This window comes from Niastella sp. (genome assembly GCF_045805085.1).
Classification (GTDB): domain Bacteria; phylum Bacteroidota; class Bacteroidia; order Chitinophagales; family Chitinophagaceae; genus Niastella.
Genome location: NZ_JBJMLX010000521.1, coordinates 1 through 16,724, shown reverse-complemented (window position 1 = coordinate 16,724; position 16,724 = coordinate 1). Strand labels below are relative to the sequence as shown.

Annotated in this window: 14 protein-coding genes and 1 tRNA gene; 9 read left to right on the top strand and 6 right to left on the bottom strand. The window is 44.9% G+C overall.

Going from position 1 to position 16,724, the window contains the following annotated elements; genetic code table 11:
* The first annotated feature begins 25 nt into the window (after positions 1–25).
* The 4 genes from ACJ751_RS27155 to ACJ751_RS27140 all read left to right on the top strand — a co-directional run bounded on the left by ACJ751_RS27155 (position 26) and on the right by ACJ751_RS27140 (position 5,607).
* The gene (locus ACJ751_RS27155; RefSeq protein ID WP_407748680.1) at positions 26–934 is read left to right on the top strand and encodes a DMT family transporter; all 909 of its coding nucleotides are present in this window, start codon (positions 26–28) and stop codon (positions 932–934) included.
* A gap of 128 nt (positions 935–1,062) precedes the next feature.
* The gene (locus ACJ751_RS27150; protein WP_407748679.1) at positions 1,063–3,564 is read left to right on the top strand and encodes a TonB-dependent siderophore receptor; all 2,502 of its coding nucleotides are present in this window, start codon (positions 1,063–1,065) and stop codon (positions 3,562–3,564) included.
* 302 nt (positions 3,565–3,866) lie between these two features.
* On the top strand, positions 3,867–5,018 hold the full coding sequence (locus ACJ751_RS27145; RefSeq protein ID WP_407748678.1) for a PepSY-associated TM helix domain-containing protein: 1,152 nt from the start codon (positions 3,867–3,869) through the stop codon (positions 5,016–5,018).
* Between the two features lie 70 nt (positions 5,019–5,088).
* Positions 5,089–5,607: a hypothetical protein gene (locus ACJ751_RS27140; protein ID WP_407748677.1), complete on the top strand. Its 519-nt coding sequence runs from the start codon at positions 5,089–5,091 to the stop codon at positions 5,605–5,607.
* Here ACJ751_RS27140 and ACJ751_RS27135 read toward each other — a convergent pair.
* From ACJ751_RS27135 to ACJ751_RS27125, 3 genes are all read right to left on the bottom strand, one after another.
* A complete protein-coding gene (locus ACJ751_RS27135; protein WP_407748676.1) occupies positions 5,588–6,679 on the bottom strand; it encodes a fatty acid desaturase family protein in 1,092 nt (363 codons plus the stop codon). The genes ACJ751_RS27140 and ACJ751_RS27135 overlap by 20 nt on opposite strands.
* Positions 6,680–6,984: 305 nt before the next feature.
* Positions 6,985–7,071, bottom strand: a tRNA-Ser gene (locus tag ACJ751_RS27130).
* Positions 7,072–7,107: 36 nt separating this feature from the next.
* On the bottom strand, positions 7,108–7,881 hold the full coding sequence (locus tag ACJ751_RS27125) for a TatD family hydrolase (RefSeq protein WP_407748675.1): 774 nt from the start codon (positions 7,879–7,881) through the stop codon (positions 7,108–7,110).
* Positions 7,882–7,966: 85 nt separating this feature from the next.
* Here ACJ751_RS27125 and ACJ751_RS27120 point away from each other — a divergent pair, with 85 nt between their 5' ends.
* On the top strand, positions 7,967–8,845 hold the full coding sequence (locus ACJ751_RS27120; protein ID WP_407748674.1) for a hypothetical protein: 879 nt from the start codon (positions 7,967–7,969) through the stop codon (positions 8,843–8,845).
* Between the two features lie 140 nt (positions 8,846–8,985).
* Here the strand turns inward: ACJ751_RS27120 and ACJ751_RS27115 are convergent, their stop codons facing one another.
* Positions 8,986–9,627 (bottom strand): polysaccharide deacetylase family protein, encoded by a 642-nt coding sequence (locus ACJ751_RS27115; protein ID WP_407748673.1) that lies wholly within the window; start codon positions 9,625–9,627, stop codon positions 8,986–8,988.
* A 35-nt stretch (positions 9,628–9,662) separates the two neighbouring features.
* Complete coding sequence (locus ACJ751_RS27110) at positions 9,663–10,598, bottom strand: ARPP-1 family domain-containing protein (protein WP_407748672.1); 936 nt, start codon at positions 10,596–10,598, stop codon at positions 9,663–9,665.
* A gap of 259 nt (positions 10,599–10,857) precedes the next feature.
* Between ACJ751_RS27110 and gltX the strand changes: the two genes are divergently transcribed.
* The gene (gltX, locus tag ACJ751_RS27105; protein WP_407748671.1) at positions 10,858–12,396 is read left to right on the top strand and encodes a glutamate--tRNA ligase; all 1,539 of its coding nucleotides are present in this window, start codon (positions 10,858–10,860) and stop codon (positions 12,394–12,396) included.
* Positions 12,397–12,448: 52 nt separating this feature from the next.
* Here gltX and ACJ751_RS27100 read toward each other — a convergent pair whose 3' ends face one another.
* The gene (locus ACJ751_RS27100) at positions 12,449–12,868 is read right to left on the bottom strand and encodes a cobalamin B12-binding domain-containing protein (RefSeq protein ID WP_407748670.1); all 420 of its coding nucleotides are present in this window, start codon (positions 12,866–12,868) and stop codon (positions 12,449–12,451) included.
* Between the two features lie 139 nt (positions 12,869–13,007).
* Between ACJ751_RS27100 and ACJ751_RS27095 the strand changes: the two genes are divergently transcribed.
* The 3 genes from ACJ751_RS27095 to fumC all read left to right on the top strand — a co-directional run bounded on the left by ACJ751_RS27095 (position 13,008) and on the right by fumC (position 16,448).
* Positions 13,008–13,784, top strand: coding sequence for an enoyl-CoA hydratase/isomerase family protein (locus ACJ751_RS27095; RefSeq protein WP_407748669.1), 777 nt, complete (start codon positions 13,008–13,010; stop codon positions 13,782–13,784).
* Between the two features lie 122 nt (positions 13,785–13,906).
* Positions 13,907–14,920 carry a LacI family DNA-binding transcriptional regulator gene (locus ACJ751_RS27090; protein ID WP_407748668.1) on the top strand — a complete coding sequence of 338 codons (1,014 nt, stop codon included), beginning with the start codon at positions 13,907–13,909 and terminating at the stop codon, positions 14,918–14,920.
* A 130-nt stretch (positions 14,921–15,050) separates the two neighbouring features.
* On the top strand, positions 15,051–16,448 hold the full coding sequence (gene fumC / locus ACJ751_RS27085; RefSeq protein ID WP_407748667.1) for a class II fumarate hydratase: 1,398 nt from the start codon (positions 15,051–15,053) through the stop codon (positions 16,446–16,448).
* Positions 16,449–16,724 lie beyond the last annotated feature (276 nt).

The following is a 16,724-nucleotide window of genomic DNA, read 5'->3' as shown; positions in this document are numbered from 1 at the left end:
CCTTTGCCATTCAAAAAATGAAGCATTGAAGCAGAAAGGGGATCCCGTAAACAACAGGAAATCGGCAGGCTGGTTATGGTTTTTAACAGGAATAGGGTTTTCGATTCTATGGCCTTCTGCTGCGGTAGCTACGAAATATGGTTTGCAGGTTGCACAACCTTTTGTGCTTTGTATTACCCGCTTTTTTATTGCCGGTTTGTTAATGCTGTTTATTGCACATGGCATTTTACGCAAACGTCTTCCGCAAAAACACGAATGGAAACAATTAGCCATTTATGGTTTACTGAATATTTCGCTGTACCTCGGCATATATGTCCTGGCCATGCAACATATATCTGCCGGTTTAGGCTCACTGGCCATAGCCACCAACCCGGTGCTCATCAGTCTTATGGCTACTGTTATATTTGGTCATCGCTTACGGCTGGTTACCATCACCAGCCTTATTCTGTGTATGTGCGGAGTATTACTGGCAGCCTGGCCTTTGTTCAAACACAGCTTTGCCACACCTGGTGGCATTAGTCTGTTAATGCTTAGCATGATCATTTATTCAGCCGGTGTTATTTACTTTTCCAAACAAAACTGGGGAAACCTGCACATCCTCACCATCAATGGCTGGCAAACCCTGTTGGGCGGATTGTTTTTATTACCATTCGCTATTGCCACATATGACAAAACAAAAAATGTCTGGGGATCTAACCTGCTGTGGCCTGTGCTTTGGCTGGCCATTCCGGTATCCATCATTGGGGTTCAACTTTGGTTGTACCTGTTGAGGGACAATGCCGTAAAAGCTTCTTTCTGGTTATTTCTTTGCCCGGTGTTCGGATTCATTATTGCCAGTGTTATGATGCAGGAACCCATTGGTGTTTTTACTGTTGCCGGTATGCTAATGACTTTAGCCGGTTTGTACCTTGTTCAGAAGTATAAATCCGAATAACAATGGCTGTTTTTCCCAATGTCTTCTGCAGAAATTCTTTCCTTATTGCGTAAACGGTGTTTCCTATTTCGTAAGGCGTGAACACCTTTTTCGGGAGAAATTTGCGCAAATTTATTTGCGCAAAAATCATGAAAGGAATTAAATCTGAGATGAAAGGAATTTACACTGTAGCACTGTTATTATTTGCAACACTACATGGAATAGCTCAGCAAGCCACGGTAAAAGGCATTGTGAAAAACGAAAAAGGCGACACCCTTACTTCCGCATCTGTTTTTATCAAAGGAAAAAAAATAGGCACCGTTACTACTTCAACCGGTCAATACGAATTAATAAATCTGAATCCCGGTTCATACACTGTACAGGTTTCTTTAATTGGGTATGAACCTGCCACCCAAAAGATCAGTATGGCAGCAGGTGAAACGCAAACCATCGACTTTATTCTGAAAGAAACGAAATACGAGCTGCAACAGGTAGAGATCACCGGTCGCCGCGAAACTGGCTATAAGAACACTACTTCCTTCATTGGGTCAAAAACCGCTACGCCGTTGAAAGACCTGCCTCAATCGGTAAGTTATGTTACCAAGGAAGTAATGCAGGACCAGGCCGCCGCCCGCGTGGGTGATGTGGTAAAAAACTTTAGCGGCGTTAACCAGTTTACCGCCAATAACGACATTGCCATCAGAGGTTTCAGGATATATGCCGGTAACGGCACTATGTTAGTGAACGGTTTAAGAGCAAACGCTTCTTTTTGGAAGCAACCACCGGCGAATTACCTGGAAAGAGTGGAAGTGATCAAAGGTCCCGTTTCTGCCTTGTTCGGAAATGCCTCACCGGGCGGCACCATTAACCGGGTTACCAAAAAACCACTCGATCAACCGAGAAAATCCATCTCCTTTATCACCGGCAGTTACAATACATTCAGAGCGCTGACCGATTTTACCGGCCCCCTGAATGAAAGCAAAACGCTGTTGTACCGAATGAACATTGCTTATGAAAATTCGCTGTCATTCCGTGACCTGCAGTTTGAAAAGAATATTGTTGTAGCGCCCTCTCTCAGCTTCTTACCAAATGATAAAACCAGGCTGAACTTTGACCTGGTGTATAACAAATCAAATAGCCGGGTCGACCGGGGTCAATCAGCCTTTGCAAACGATCTGTATTCAACCCCAATATCGCTTTCGCTGAATGCAGTGAATGATCGCCTGAATGAAGAACAGTATAATATCACTACTTCCTTAACACACCATTTCACCAGCAATACCTCTTTCAATATTGCTTACATCCGTACCAGTTATACCGAAGACCTGTTTGAACACAGAAGCAACAACACCTACCTGAAAGATGCACTGGGCAGAGAGGTGACCTTCCTGGTAGAACGCCAGGTATTCGACAGAAAATCAAGAGAGTTCAACGATAATATCTCTGCTTATTTTACCCATAATCTGTATACGGGTTCGCTGGAACATAAGATAGTAGTAGGCTACGATTATGCACAGGACAAACTGCCCGTTGGCGCCGCCCAGCAAACGGCTTCCGGCTATCTGAAAAAAGATGGTACAACAGGCAGCTACAAAGCAGCTGATTCAGCAAAGTTTGTAATGCAGAAATACACTGCCAAATACAATGGTGTTGACACTACAATATATGGCCCCAGGCCCAACGTATCAACCTACGACCTTACCCTGAATCAGCATAACATGGAAGATGTTTCGAAATATGTGTATGCGCCCGCCTACAATGATGCAACCATACCGAAATTAAACTATCTGAATGGTGCCTATATACAGGACCAGATCACCTTGGGTAAATTACAGGCATTATTGGGTTTACGCTTTGAATGGTTTACCGACAGGACTAATTATACCACAGCCAAAGAAAAGAAAGTTACCCAAACCGCTGTCCTGCCCCGCCTTGGCCTGGTGTATGCCATCAACCAAAACATAAACGCTTATGCTTTGTATACGCAAGGATACAATCCTCAGGCAGCCGCCTCACAATCACCCACTGCCGGCGGACCATTTGACCCGGTAGAAAGTAAAATGGTTGAAGCTGGTTTTAAATCAGAATGGTTCAACAAACGTTTATCCATAACTACTTCTGTATACCAGATAAGCCAGGTAAACGCCTTGTATCCCGCTCCTGCTCCGGCTCCTGCTGATAGCATGGTTCAGGTAGGCAATGAAGTATCGAAAGGGTTCGAATTCGAAGTGGTAGGGCAGCTTGCCGACAACTGGAATGTGGTGTTGAATTATGCTTATAATGATGCCAAACTAAAAGAAGCCGGCGGCCCTGATAAAGATTTCATAGGCCAGCAAAAGCCCAATGCCCCCAGGCACATGGGTAACTTCTGGACAAAATATTCTTTCAAAGGCCGTGCTTTAAAAGGAGTAGGTATTGGTATGGGCGGAAATTTCGTAACAAGACGTAATCTGTCGCTGAACCAGGCCCAATCAATTCCCGGCTACGAATTATTGAATGCAGCCGTGTATTATAAAATTGATAAATTCCAGATCCAGTTCAATATGAACAACATACTTGATAAAACCTATTGGGTGGGCGGCTACGATTATTTACGATTGTTCCCTGGCTCTCCCCGCAACTGGCTGGCAACCGTAGCCTATACGTTTTAAGACTTAATTGTCGTTAAGGCAGGGGTTTAACATATATTAAAGACCTTTATTCTATAGACCGCCAAGTTCTTTGTATCAGTGTACACAGTTAGTTCTAACTAAGGGTTTTATTTATCCCGGGCAAACAGTACTCAAATTTTTTTGCTGTTTACCAATTTTAATGGAACTTCTGTGTAAGTAAATAATAAGCCTTTGTCTGGTTGTATATTTAGCAACATCAAATACAACCAGATTAAGGCTCTGATTAGTGGAAGTCTCGTCACAACGGGACTTCTTTTTTTATTTATATATAATAGCAAGCAATGACGTTGAAACAGATTATCGGCAAACTGCATTTATGGTTGGGACTGGCATCAGGGCTGGTGGTATTGATCGTTGCCGGCACAGGCACGCTGCTGGTGTTTGAAGATGAGCTGGACGAATGGGCCAACAAAGACTTCTTCGTTGTTGCCGTACCGCAACATGCGCAACGGGTATCGGTTGATAGCATGTACCATGCTGCCAAAGCATATGACACCTCCATCAGGATCACCCGGATCTACCTGGAAAGCAAAGCGCCTGAAAGAACGGTAATCTTCTATGCCAAAAAGAAAAAGGCAAATACCTGGCACATAGCCGTTAATCCGTACACCGGTAAAGTGATAAGGGCAAGGAACCTGGACAAACGTTTTTTTGGGGTAGTATTGAACCTGCATCGCCATTTGTGTATGAACGAAGTGGGAAAAACCATTACACACGCCTCCTGCCTCATCTTTGTACTCATGGTCATTACCGGTTTGGTATTGTGGTGGCCAAAGCGCTGGCATATACTAAAACAACGCACTCGTATTGCCTGGTCTTCCAAATGGAAACGGTTGAACTGGGACCTGCATGCAGTAGGTGGTTTTTATGTACACATCGTATTATTGGCAATAGGCTTAACGGGTCTTGTTTTTGCCTATCCCTGGTTTAGTAACCTCGTTTACCAGTTGGCCGATGGCAAACCTGCACCCAAAAAAGAAGTGCCGGCTAACACCGTTAAAGAACCTATTAAAGCCGGCTTTTATGAATCGTTATATGATCAGGCGAATGCACGACTGCCTTACAAAGGACGTGTTACCATTCTCTTCCCTGAAAAAGACAGCCTGGCTATTACGGTTAACAAAGTGAATCGCGAAGCAGCTGTAGATAACATTGTCGATGTGCTTTATTTTGAAAAAGGCACAGGTCGCTTGTTGAAAGAAAGCCTGTTCAAAAACTCATCAACCGGCAGTAAGATCCGCCGCATGAACTTACCCATTCATACCGGTAAACTGTTTGGCTGGCCAACGCAAATATTAGCGCTGATGGCCGCCTTAGTGGCGTTCTCGCTACCGATAACAGGTTTTTTAATTTGGGTGGGAAGAAAAAAGAGAATGGCAAAAAGGGTTAATCCTGTACATATTACCTCGAAGCAGGAAAGCGCCGCAGTATAACAGAGAAACATTCTGCAAGCCACCCGCCGAAATAATTGTACATTCACCGTTTGCACCTTTAATACCACACATGAAGGAAAACGATTCCTCTGAAATGGCTTTATTTGAACAATGTGTTGATTTTTTAAATAACATCGTTGGAATTGAAACTTCATTCAGAAAAATCGGCAATAAGAGTTTCTTACCAGGTCTTTTGATCAGTAAAGGAACGATCATCATTGACAAAGAGGCATTGGAGCATCCGGGTGATATTTTACACGAAGCCGGCCATATTGCCATTGTACCAGCTTTTGAGCGGCTTGGTTTATCAGAAAAAGAGATCATTAAAAGAAAGAATCGGGAAGGTGAGGAGATCATGGCCATAGCCTGGTCCTATGCTGCCTGCATCTATTTATCAATCGATCCGTTTTTTGTTTTTCATGAAGAGGGATATCGCGGAGGCCGTGATTTTATAACAGACAGCTGCCGCGATAAAAATTATATTGGTCTTGCTATGCTGGAAAATATAGGAATGACTGTCAATGAGAAAAAAGCCAAACGTTCAAATCTACTCACTTACCCGCACATGATTAAATGGCTGCGTGCATAACCGGTTTCTTTCCCAATGATTTAATAAACCGGAAATGAGATTGTATGGCCCCATTGAACGAGGGGATACAATTGTACGGAACATTGAATTCTTCACACTTTCCTTTTACGATCTTACTCAGTGCAGGATAATGTATATGACTGATACGGGGGAACAGGTGATGTTCTACCTGGTAATTCAGCCCACCGGCAAACCAGGTGATCAATTTACTATTGGGCGAAAAGTTGGAAGTGGTCTTTAACTGGTGTATGGCCCATTCATTTTCGATAAGCGTCGTTTCGTTTACAGGCGCAAAAGTGAATTCAGTTTCTTCTACTACATGGGCTAATTGAAACACAATAGCTAGTGTAAAACCCTGGCCAATATGCAGGCTGATAAAAAACACCAGCCATTGTTCCCAGCCGGTAAGGTATATCGGCAATGCAATGTAAAAGAACAGATATAAAATTTTACTGATCCAGAAAACAACATGGTCCGATGTTTTCATTTTCTGCAATTCAGTGTTGTGGACCTTTCTTTTGAAATATTTTTCAAAGTCCTGGAACAGGATCCAGATCATTGAACTGATGGCGTACAACAGCGGAGTGTAGATATGCTGAACCCTGTGCATGGGAACCCATTGTTGTGAGCTGCACATTCTGATAAAAGGCGTTTTGGCAATATCATCATCAACACCGTCTACATTCGGGTAAGTATGGTGAATGATATTATGTTTATGCCGCCAGATAAAACTATTACCACCTAATGCATTCAAGGTTAGACCCAGCGTGTTATTCACCCAGTTTTTAGAAGAATAGCTGCCATGGTTGGCATCGTGCATCACATTAAAACCTATACAGGCGCATAAAAACCCTAAAACGCATCCAATTAAAATGGTAGTTAGAACCGGCAGGGAAAAGCAAATGGCTGTAAGATATAAAGCTGTTGAAACTACAATCAGGATGATTGTTTTGGAATACAATGCCCAGTTACCTGTTTTTTTTAAATCACTTTCTTTAAAATATCCATCTACGGCCATTTTCAATGACTGAAAAAAAACTGCATTCTTATTATTGAAGACGACCTTTGACATATACCGGTTTTTTATGGGATAACAAGGGTTAAAAGTACCTTTTATTTCTGGCACTAATGCGTCCTGGTATTTTTATTTAACATTAGTAATAGTTTTCCCTGAGAGGTGTGATCTACGTAGGTGCTTCCCTGTGAAGCTGATGGGATTGCCTCCGCTCCGGCGATCCCCTGGCGGGGTGATGCTAAAAGCAAAAAACGTCCGGCACTTCGTGCCTTGCTTTTTTATTTCTGCGCATTCGCCCGAGCAAGCTCGGCGAACGCTCCGAAATAAAAAATCCCGCCGTTGGCGGGACGTTTTTGCTTTTGCGGAGACTGAGGGATTCGAACCCTCGATACGGTTTCCCGTATACACACTTTCCAGGCGTGCTCCTTCAACCACTCGGACAAGTCTCCGTTTTTAAAAGGGCAGCAAAAATACATTTTCAATCATTAGGCCCCGAATATTTTTTTTGCATTTTCTGTAGTAAGCCTCGCTGCTTCTTCTACAGGTATTTCTTTTACCTCCGCAATCTTCTCTACCACATATTTCAGGTAACTGCTTTCGTTCCTTTTTCCCCTGAAAGGCACCGGCGTCAGGTACGGCGAATCAGTTTCCAGCACGATATTGTCCATAGAAACCGCTTTTACCACTTCACGTAAGTGGGTATTTTTGTAAGTCACCACCCCGCCAATTCCCAGGTAAAAACCCAGGTCAATGATCTGTTGGGCCTCTTCCAGGGTGCCGGTAAAGCAGTGGAAAATGCCCCGCAGACTACCTTTTTGGTGCTCCCGAACTATGCGAATACTATCGGCCATCGAATCCCGGGAATGGATCACGATCGGCACCTGGTAGTGTAAAGCCCATTCAATTTGCTGGTGAAAGGCCTCCTGCTGGGCGTCTACAAAAGTTTTATCCCAGTAATAATCCAGTCCAATTTCACCAACCGCTTTAAAAGCCCGTTTGCCCAGCCAATCCGCTACCAGCGCCAGTTCCTGCTTGTAATCATCTTTTACCGAACAGGGATGCAACCCCATCATGGCAAAACATTTACCCGGAAAATCAGCCTCCAGCTGTATCATGGCATCGTGGGTCTCGCTGTCAATAGCCGGCAGGTAAAACCGCTGAACACCCTCGTTTTCAGCCCGCTCAATAACCGCCTTAATATCCTTTGTAAACTCATTCCCGTATAAATGGGTGTGAGTATCAATTAATTGAAGATTCATATCGGCCGCAAAATTCCTAAAAATATTTATGATTCTCTTAAACTATTTACACCCACCTTCGTCATACACCGCAATGGTTCATTGTATGAAAACTATACTAACTACTGTTTTGGTTACCGGGCTTTTTTTGTCGGCTTGTAAAAAACAGGATGACGAATCCGGCGCTAAAGGGAAAGAAGAATTTGCAATGGCTGCTTCCGAATCCGATGCCGCCGCCGAAGGTGTATTTGATGATGTATTCAATAATGTTATGGGCGTAAGCCCTGAAGTGGGTATTGGCGGAACCGGTGTTTTTGGCCGCATGGATGTGAGCGGTGCAAGAATTGATGGAGTTGATTCTACCCCTTGTTATACAGTGGCAATCAAACAATTAAACAATACTACCCGCTTCCCTTTACAAATAACCATCGACTTTGGCACCGGCTGTACCGCCAGGGATGGCAGAACCCGCAAAGGCAAGATCACGGTTGTTTATACCGGCAGCCTGGTTATTTCAGGTAATTCGGCCACTACAATTTTCGATAATTATTATCTCGACAATATTAAAGTAGAAGGTACACATAAGCTTACCAATACGGGCACGCTTGATAAAAAGAGCTATACTACGCAGGTTATCAACGCTAAACTGAGCCAATCGAATGGCGATTACATTCAATGGAATAGCCAAAAAACGGTAACCCAGGTAGAAGGCGGATCAACTCCCCTCATTGGTCTTGATGATGCATACAATGTAACCGGCAATGCCGGTGGATCGGTTCAACTGAACGGAAAGTATTTTCAATGGTCAACCGCCATTACAGCTCCGCTCCTGAAAAGATTTTCCTGCCCGTGGATCGCGAAAGGAACCATCAGTTTGAGCAAAGGAAGTGACGCAGTGGCAGTGCTCGACTACGGTTCCGGGACCTGCGATAATAAGGTTGTTTTCACGGTAAATGGCTCGATTCACGAAATAACTTTGCATTAATCAAAAAAGTTTATACCTTTAAATCAGTTTTCATAGGGTACGGATTAAAAACGGGCCAGGGTGTCTACCCAGGCCCAACTTTTTTTAAGGACATACTGACGCAAAGTCCTGCTTTTCCCACCAGGAATTACCTGATATTTTTACAGACCTATAGCTTCAAAACGATATCCCTTTTCACTAAAATATTGCAGCGTTTTTGGTAGTGCTTCTTTTAACCGGGGGAAGGCTTTCTCACTGTCGTGAAATACGATTACTGAACCGGGTTGTGCCTGCTTAATTACGTTTATAGAACAGGTTTGCCCAGATAAGGCAACATCAAAGTCACCACTGAGAACATCCCACATAATTATACTGAAGTTATTATTCACCGGGGAGTTACGGATACCCGTTAATAGTTTTACCTGAAAGCGGGTGATCCTTCCGTATGGAGGTCGAAACAGATGGGAGTCGATATATTTTCCTGCAGCCAGAATATTTTGGAGATACAATTCATCAGTAACCTTCCATCCATTCAAATGATTATTGGTATGGTTACCCGTGCGATGCCCTTCATCCAACACCCGACGATAAATTTCTGGATGTGCGGCAACGTTCTTTCCAATGCAAAAAAACGTAGCCTTTGCATTGTATTGCTTTAACTGGTCAAGCACAAACGGCGTTACTTCCGGGTGCGGACCATCGTCAAAGGTGAGATACAAAATTTTTTCCTTGACGGGTATGTCCCAAACACAACCCGGATAAAGCTTTTTCAGCCACCAGGGAGTTTTTACAAAATACAACATGGTAGTCCTTTCATCTGCAACAAAAATAATAGAAATTACTGTGCGTAACCGGTAATGTGTACCACTTTCTCCTTGTACTTATACACCTTGCCGTTTTTTTTAAGATATGCCTCCTGCGAACTTTCACTGGTAAGAATGGGATCCAGATATTCTTTTATTTTTTCATTACTGATAGTGGGCGCATTTCCAAACGAGATCGCTTCTTCAATATAACCATGTAACAGGGGCAGCAGCTCGCCATAAAATAAATTATTACCGGCGTATATATCACAACCTATTACCTTATCGCCGCTCATACACACAAAACCGGTTATGGAACTATCGCTTCTGCTAAATTTTTCCCGGAAGTAACGTAGATAGGCACTTTGTTCGGGCGTATATTTTTTATCGTTACGCCTGGCCAGGTAAGCGAGTGAAGGCGCTTTGGTGTTGCTGCGTTCCATCTGCGAAAACACTTCCTTCCACACCAGCACCTGGTTATTCGTTTGTCCAAGCACTTTTCGCAAGGCAGGATCGGCATAGTTGTTATACGCAAACTTTTTTTCTTTTTCGCTCCACCGGCCTTCTTCCACACACATTACCTGGATGTATTGATCTTTGGGCGAAGGCAGCAGCACGGTGTCCTTGGCTACTATCCTGTCCTGCCGGCCGCCAAGAATAATTTCCCCTGAACTTATGTAAATAGGTTTGGGGCCATTATTATTAATGCGTAACCAATGCACATTTTCCGTGGCAGCGGTACCGCGTTCGGTCACTACGGCCGTTCCATTGGCAATGGCCTGGCTGAGAGAAACCACATCGGGGGCCATCATGCCCAGCCCGCCAAAACCCTTCGGCCTGATGGGGATGATCTTTAAGTTTTTGTACGTCACGGCGCTATCATAATCCACATACAGATTTTGATAGGTTAACTGAGCCGGTACTATTTTATATATGAACAAAAAGCCAAGGAAGATCAACTTTTTTAGCATTTGATAAAGATACAAGGTACTGATGCAAGTAGCAAGGGCGGCAATCGTGAATCGGCAATGGGTTCGCGAAATTCGAGCCTCACTCAATCGTGAAACGTCAAACGTGAAACCGCGACGCGGCATCTTTGCCCTCTGCCCTTTGCCTTTATCAACTCTATTAACCCTATCAACGCTATCAACTTTCTCCTTATTCATCCAAACCTTCTTCTACCTGGTCAACTCGTTAACTGGTCAACTTTTCAACTTATATTTGCCCCCTATGGCAAAAAAAGTAAGGGTACGATTCGCGCCCAGTCCAACAGGCGGCCTTCATTTAGGCGGGGTAAGAACGGTTCTATACAATTATCTGTTTGCCCGCCAGCATGGGGGCGATTTTGTGCTGCGTATTGAAGATACCGACCAAAGCCGCTATGTGCCGGGCGCCGAAGAATATATTTATGAGTGTTTAAAATGGTGCGGACTAAACCCTGATGAAAGTCCGCTGGCAGGCGGTCCCTTTGCGCCTTATCGCCAAAGCGAGCGCAAAAGCCTGTACAGACAATATGCTGAATTTTTAGTGCAGGAAGGAAAAGCCTATTACGCATTCGACCGGCCCGAAGAACTGGAGTCGATGCGCGAACGGTTTAAAACAGCCGAAAATCCTTCTCCCCAATACGATCACAAAGTACGGCAGGACATGCGCAATTCCTGTTCTCTTACTTTCGAAGAAACCGAGCGCCTGCTGGCAGATGGCGTTCCACACGTGATCCGCATTCGCATGCCGGAAAATGAAACAGTGTCCTTTACCGATATGATCCGGGGCGAAGTGAGTTTTCATACCGATCTGGTGGATGATAAAGTATTATTAAAAGCCGATGGTATGCCTACCTATCACCTGGCGGTGGTGGTAGATGATTACCTCATGAAAATAACCCACGCTTTCAGAGGGGAAGAATGGTTACCCAGCGCGCCCGTTCATATTTTATTATGGAAGTACCTGGGCTGGGAAGCAGAGATGCCCCAATGGGCGCACCTGCCATTGATCTTAAAACCCGATGGCAATGGTAAACTGAGCAAACGTGATGGTGACAGGCTGGGCTTCCCCGTATTTGCCATGAACTGGGCCACCAAAAAAGAAGACGGCACTACGGAGCTAACAAAAGGCTTTCGTGAAATGGGCTTTTTACCCGAAGCTTTTATCAATATGCTGGCCATGCTGGGCTGGAACGATGGTACCGATCAGGAGCTTTTCACGCTTGATGAACTGATTCAAAAGTTCTCCATCGATCGCGTGCATAAAGGCGGCGCCAGGTTCGATTTTGAAAAAGCGAAATGGTTCAACCATGAATGGATCAAGAAGGCGGATGCCGGCAGTCTGAAAGCAGATGTAAGACGGGTACTTGGCGAGAAAGGCCTTTTCATCATTGACGACGCCCAACTGGAGAAAGTGATTACCCTGGTAAAAGAGCGTTGCACTTTACTTGCTGATTTTGCTGAGCAGGCAGGTTTCTTTTTCCAAACACCGCAGCAGTGGGATGTTGATGCCATAAAACCCAAGTGGAATGAAGCCAAGCAAACCTTTTTTGGTGATGTTATTACTTATCTGCAACAACAAACCAACTGGAATGCCGCTGACCTGGAACACGGATTTAAAGAACTGGCCGCTGCCAAACAAATAAAAGCCGGTGAAGTATTGTTGCCTTTGCGTATAATGCTGGTAGGTGGTAAGTTTGGCCCGGGGGTTTTTGATATAGCCACAATTATTGGGAAGGAAGAAACAGTGAAAAGGATCAATAATGTATTGGCGCTATTAAAATAGCTGTAACATATTAGGAAAAGAGGGTCCCAAATGGCGACCCTCTTTTTTATTGTTAGAAGTTTCTGTGCGTAGAAACCCAATTGGCAATATAACCAGCTATCTCCATCGTCGGCGTCCCGGGTGCAAATAACTTGCCAACGCCCATGGCATTTAACTCCTGCATATCTTCTTCAGGAATAATTCCCCCGCCCGTAAGCAGTACATCATCCATTCCTTTTTCTTTCATCAATGCCACTACTTTGGGAAAAACGGTCATGTGTGCGCCAGACAGTATACTAATACCAATGGCATCCACGTCTTCCTGTAACGCGGCATTCACTACCATCTCAGGCGTTTGCCGAAGGCCGGTATAAATCACCTCCATCCCGGCATCGCGCAAGGCCGTGGCAATCACCTTGGCGCCCCGGTCGTGCCCATCCAGTCCAACTTTTGCAACCAGCACCCGTAACGGGCGATTAACTTTTTGAGTCATGCAAGCAACATTTAAGTGTTCAAAAATACGGTTTTTCCAAAGGCTGCATTTTTCTTTGCCCGCCGAAGCTTTAGCGAAGGCGGGTAATTCCCTTTTTATTTAGATTTACAACACTATTGTATACATTAAAACCTGTAACATGTATTCTGCCATAACTACATCGATTGAAAATGCGCTCCTGCTCATTACCATTAACCGGCCCGATAAACTGAATGCACTGAATAAAACCGTGCTTGACGAATTAAATTCAGCCGTTGATGAAATTTATAACAACCCATCTATAAAGTCTGCCATCATCATTGGGGCCGGGGCCAAAGCGTTTGTGGCCGGCGCCGATATCAGCGAATTCCAGGGATTGAAACATAGCGAAGGAATGGCCCTCGCACAAAAAGGCCAGGATATTTTCAAAAAAATTGAAGACTCACCCAAACCCATTATAGCAGCCGTAAATGGCTTTGCCCTTGGCGGTGGTTGCGAACTGGCCATGGCCTGTCATTTCAGAATAGCGGCCGACAATGCGAAATTCGGCCAGCCCGAAGTAAACCTGGGTTTAATACCCGGTTATGGCGGCACCCAACGATTAACACAATTGATCGGCAAAGGAAGAGCCATTGAATTTATGATTACCGGTAATATGCTCGATGCGGCTACTGCCCTTCAATACGGACTGGTAAATTATGTTGTGCCGCAGGAAGAACTGCTGAATAAAGCCAAATCTATTTTAGAAGGGGTGAACACCAAAGCGCCACTGGCCGTTGGCCGTTGTATAAAAGCGGCCAATGCGGTTTTCGATCATACAAAAGATGGCTATGCGGAAGAAGTAAAACTCTTTGGCGAATGCTTTGCCACAGAGGATATGATTGAGGGAACCAATGCATTTTTGGAGAAAAGAAAACCTAATTTCTCAGGGAAGTAATCCCGTTGCAGGTTACAGGGAATACAAACCCCTGAAACCTGAAACCTGGGACCTGGAACCTGCATTTCCCGCAATCGTTTGCTCCACTTATCTTCCATCTACATTCTTTATCTTTCAGCAGCATGGAAAAGAAACTCCCCACTATAAAAGAGATTGCCCGCCGGCTGAATATATCCGCCTCTACTGTTTCCCGTGCCTTGCACGATCATCCCAGTATTGGCCTGCGTACTAAAATGGCGGTGAAGAAACTGGCTGCTGAATTGAACTATGAGCCCAATCAAACCGCTATCTTCTTCAAACAGCGGAAAACATTCACTATCGGCCTGGTACTGCCCAATCTGCGGGAAGAATTTTTTTCTGCCGCCATCAATGGCATCGATGATGTAGCGCTCGATCATAATTATATTGTGTTGATCGGCCAAAGCCACGACGACCTGGCCCGCGAACAAAAACTGGTGGAAACCATGAAGAACCACCGGGTGGATGGCATCCTGGCTTCTATTTCAAGCAGCACCACGCACATTGAGCATTTTGAGCAAATGAAGAACTATGACATTCCCGTGGTGTTCTTCGACCGGGTGCCCGATGCCAAAGACATTCATTCGGTGAGATGCAACCTGTACGACAGTTCGGTGGAAGCGGTGGAATGGCTTATTAAGAATGGGCATAAACGCATTGGGTATCTGCAGGGCCCGCCTACCCTGAATATGAAGAACGAACGGCTAGATGGCTATGTAGAAGCGCATAAAAAGCACAAATTGCCTGTCGACGAATCGTTGATCGTAAGCACCGATCTGTCAGTTGAAGGCACCAGGAATGCCGTAGACGCGTTATTACAGCTTAAGAAACGACCCACTGCCATTCTTTCCTTCAACGACTATGTTACCCTCGACGCCATCCAATACGCCCGGCAGAAAAAACTGGCCATCAATAAAGACATCTGTTTTGTAAGCTATGCCAATGTGCCGGTGACCCAGTATGTGGAATATCCCCCGCTGGCCTCGGTGGAGCAGTTCCCCTACGACCAGGGCGTGAGCGCCACCGAGCTGTTATTCCGCCTTATTGACAAAAAAGTAGCCGGACAGGAATCGCCATATGAGAATATTGTATTAAGAAGTGAATTGATAATCCGGTAAAGCAAGGGGTGGGTCGCTCTTTCCGGAGCGGCTCACCCTGCATAATTAAAAGGTATTAAAAGGTGAGCCTCCCTTGAGAGGGAGACCCACCTTTAGCAGAAACCGTGTATTTTTGCGCAAATTTTACAATATGGAATTCCGGATAGAAAAAGATACCATGGGAGAAGTGCAGGTTCCTGCCGATGCCCTGTATGGCGCCCAAACACAGCGCAGTATTGACAACTTCAAAATTGCACAGGATATCAATAGAATGCCCAAAGAGATCATCAAGGCATTTGCATACCTGAAAAAAGCGGCCGCTATCACCAATTTCGAAGCAGGTGTTCTGCCCAAGGATAAATGCGATGTTATTGGCCAGGCCTGTGATGAAATTCTGGAAGGAAAACTGGATGCTTATTTCCCCCTGGTAGTTTGGCAAACCGGTTCCGGCACCCAAAGCAACATGAACGTAAATGAGGTGGTTGCTTACCGCGGACATATTATTAAAGGCGGCAAACTGACCGATAAAGAAAAATTCCTCCACCCCAACGACGATGTAAACAAATCGCAGTCTTCGAACGACACCTTCCCCACCGCCATGCACATTGCGGCGTACAAAATACTGGTAGAAGTTACCATTCCGGGTATTGAGAAATTACGCAATACCCTGGCTGAAAAAAGCATACAGTTCATGCACGTGGTAAAGATCGGCCGTACGCACTTTATGGACGCTACGCCGCTTACCGTTGGCCAGGAGTTCAGTGGTTATGTATCACAACTCGATCATGGCTTACGCGCCATTAAAAACACCCTGGCGCACCTGAGCGAGCTGGCATTGGGTGGAACCGCCGTTGGTACCGGCATTAACACGCCGCCCAATTATTCTGAAAATGTTGCCAAACATATTGCTGCCTTAACCGGGCTGCCATTTGTTACGGCTGAAAATAAATTCGAGGCCCTGGCTGCTCACGATGCTATCGTAGAAGCCCATGGCGCCTTAAAAACTGTTGCCGTTAGCCTTATGAAAATAGCCAACGATATCCGGATGCTGTCTTCAGGGCCCCGCAGCGGTATTGGCGAACTGTTCATCCCCGATAACGAACCCGGTTCTTCCATTATGCCTGGTAAAGTAAACCCCACCCAGTGCGAAGCATTGACCATGATCGCTGCACAGGTAATGGGTAACGATGTGGCTATTAGCATCGGCGGCGCCAATGGACATTTTGAACTGAACGTGTTCAAACCGGTAATGATCTACAACTTCCTGCACAGCGCCCGCCTTATTGGTGATGGTTGTGTAAGCTTTAATGATAAATGTGCCGTTGGGGTTGAACCTATCGAGGCCAACATTAAAAAACACGTAGACAACTCCCTGATGCTGGTAACTTCTTTGAATACAAAGATCGGTTATTACAAAGCTGCAGAGATTGCTCAAAAGGCCCACAAAGAAGGTACTACCTTAAAAGAAATGGCCGTGAAGCTGGGTTATGTTACCCCCGAGCAATTCGACGAATGGGTTGTTCCGAAAGATATGGTGGGAAAGATTTAAATTATTGAGAGGGTGGGTCGCTCTTCCAGAGCGGCTCACCCTTTTAAGGTGAGCGATCCGCCGGCTGGCGGATGACCCACCTTAAAAAAACAAAATGTCGAAGTGAAACCACTTCGACATTTTTATTTGTAATGCTTTATATTAAGTTCCTACTGCCCGGTATACACTTTCACAGTATCTTTTAACTGGTCATCATTTTGAATGGTAACCGGTGCATCTTCTAACGGACTCTTTTTGAAAAATCTTTTCTGGAAGATCAGGATGGCAATAACGCCC

Bases quoted from the DNA above. Each gene is read 5' to 3' on its own strand.
- ACJ751_RS27120 (WP_407748674.1), top strand. From the start codon at position 7,967: ATGAAAACTATACTAACTACTGTTTTGGTTACCGGGCTTTTTTTGTCG.
- ACJ751_RS27125 (WP_407748675.1), bottom strand. From the start codon at position 7,881: ATGAATCTTCAATTAATTGATACTCACACCCATTTATACGGGAATGAG.
- ACJ751_RS27115 (WP_407748673.1), bottom strand. From the start codon at position 9,627: ATGTTGTATTTTGTAAAAACTCCCTGGTGGCTGAAAAAGCTTTATCCG.
- ACJ751_RS27150 (WP_407748679.1), top strand. From the start codon at position 1,063: ATGAAAGGAATTAAATCTGAGATGAAAGGAATTTACACTGTAGCACTG.
- ACJ751_RS27145 (WP_407748678.1), top strand. From the start codon at position 3,867: ATGACGTTGAAACAGATTATCGGCAAACTGCATTTATGGTTGGGACTG.
- ACJ751_RS27090 (WP_407748668.1), top strand. From the start codon at position 13,907: ATGGAAAAGAAACTCCCCACTATAAAAGAGATTGCCCGCCGGCTGAAT.
- ACJ751_RS27095 (WP_407748669.1), top strand. From the start codon at position 13,008: ATGTATTCTGCCATAACTACATCGATTGAAAATGCGCTCCTGCTCATT.
- fumC (WP_407748667.1), top strand. From the start codon at position 15,051: ATGGAATTCCGGATAGAAAAAGATACCATGGGAGAAGTGCAGGTTCCT.
- ACJ751_RS27110 (WP_407748672.1), bottom strand. From the start codon at position 10,598: ATGCTAAAAAAGTTGATCTTCCTTGGCTTTTTGTTCATATATAAAATA.
- ACJ751_RS27100 (WP_407748670.1), bottom strand. From the start codon at position 12,868: ATGACTCAAAAAGTTAATCGCCCGTTACGGGTGCTGGTTGCAAAAGTT.
- gltX (WP_407748671.1), top strand. From the start codon at position 10,858: ATGGCAAAAAAAGTAAGGGTACGATTCGCGCCCAGTCCAACAGGCGGC.
- ACJ751_RS27135 (WP_407748676.1), bottom strand. From the start codon at position 6,679: ATGTCAAAGGTCGTCTTCAATAATAAGAATGCAGTTTTTTTTCAGTCA.
- ACJ751_RS27140 (WP_407748677.1), top strand. From the start codon at position 5,089: ATGAAGGAAAACGATTCCTCTGAAATGGCTTTATTTGAACAATGTGTT.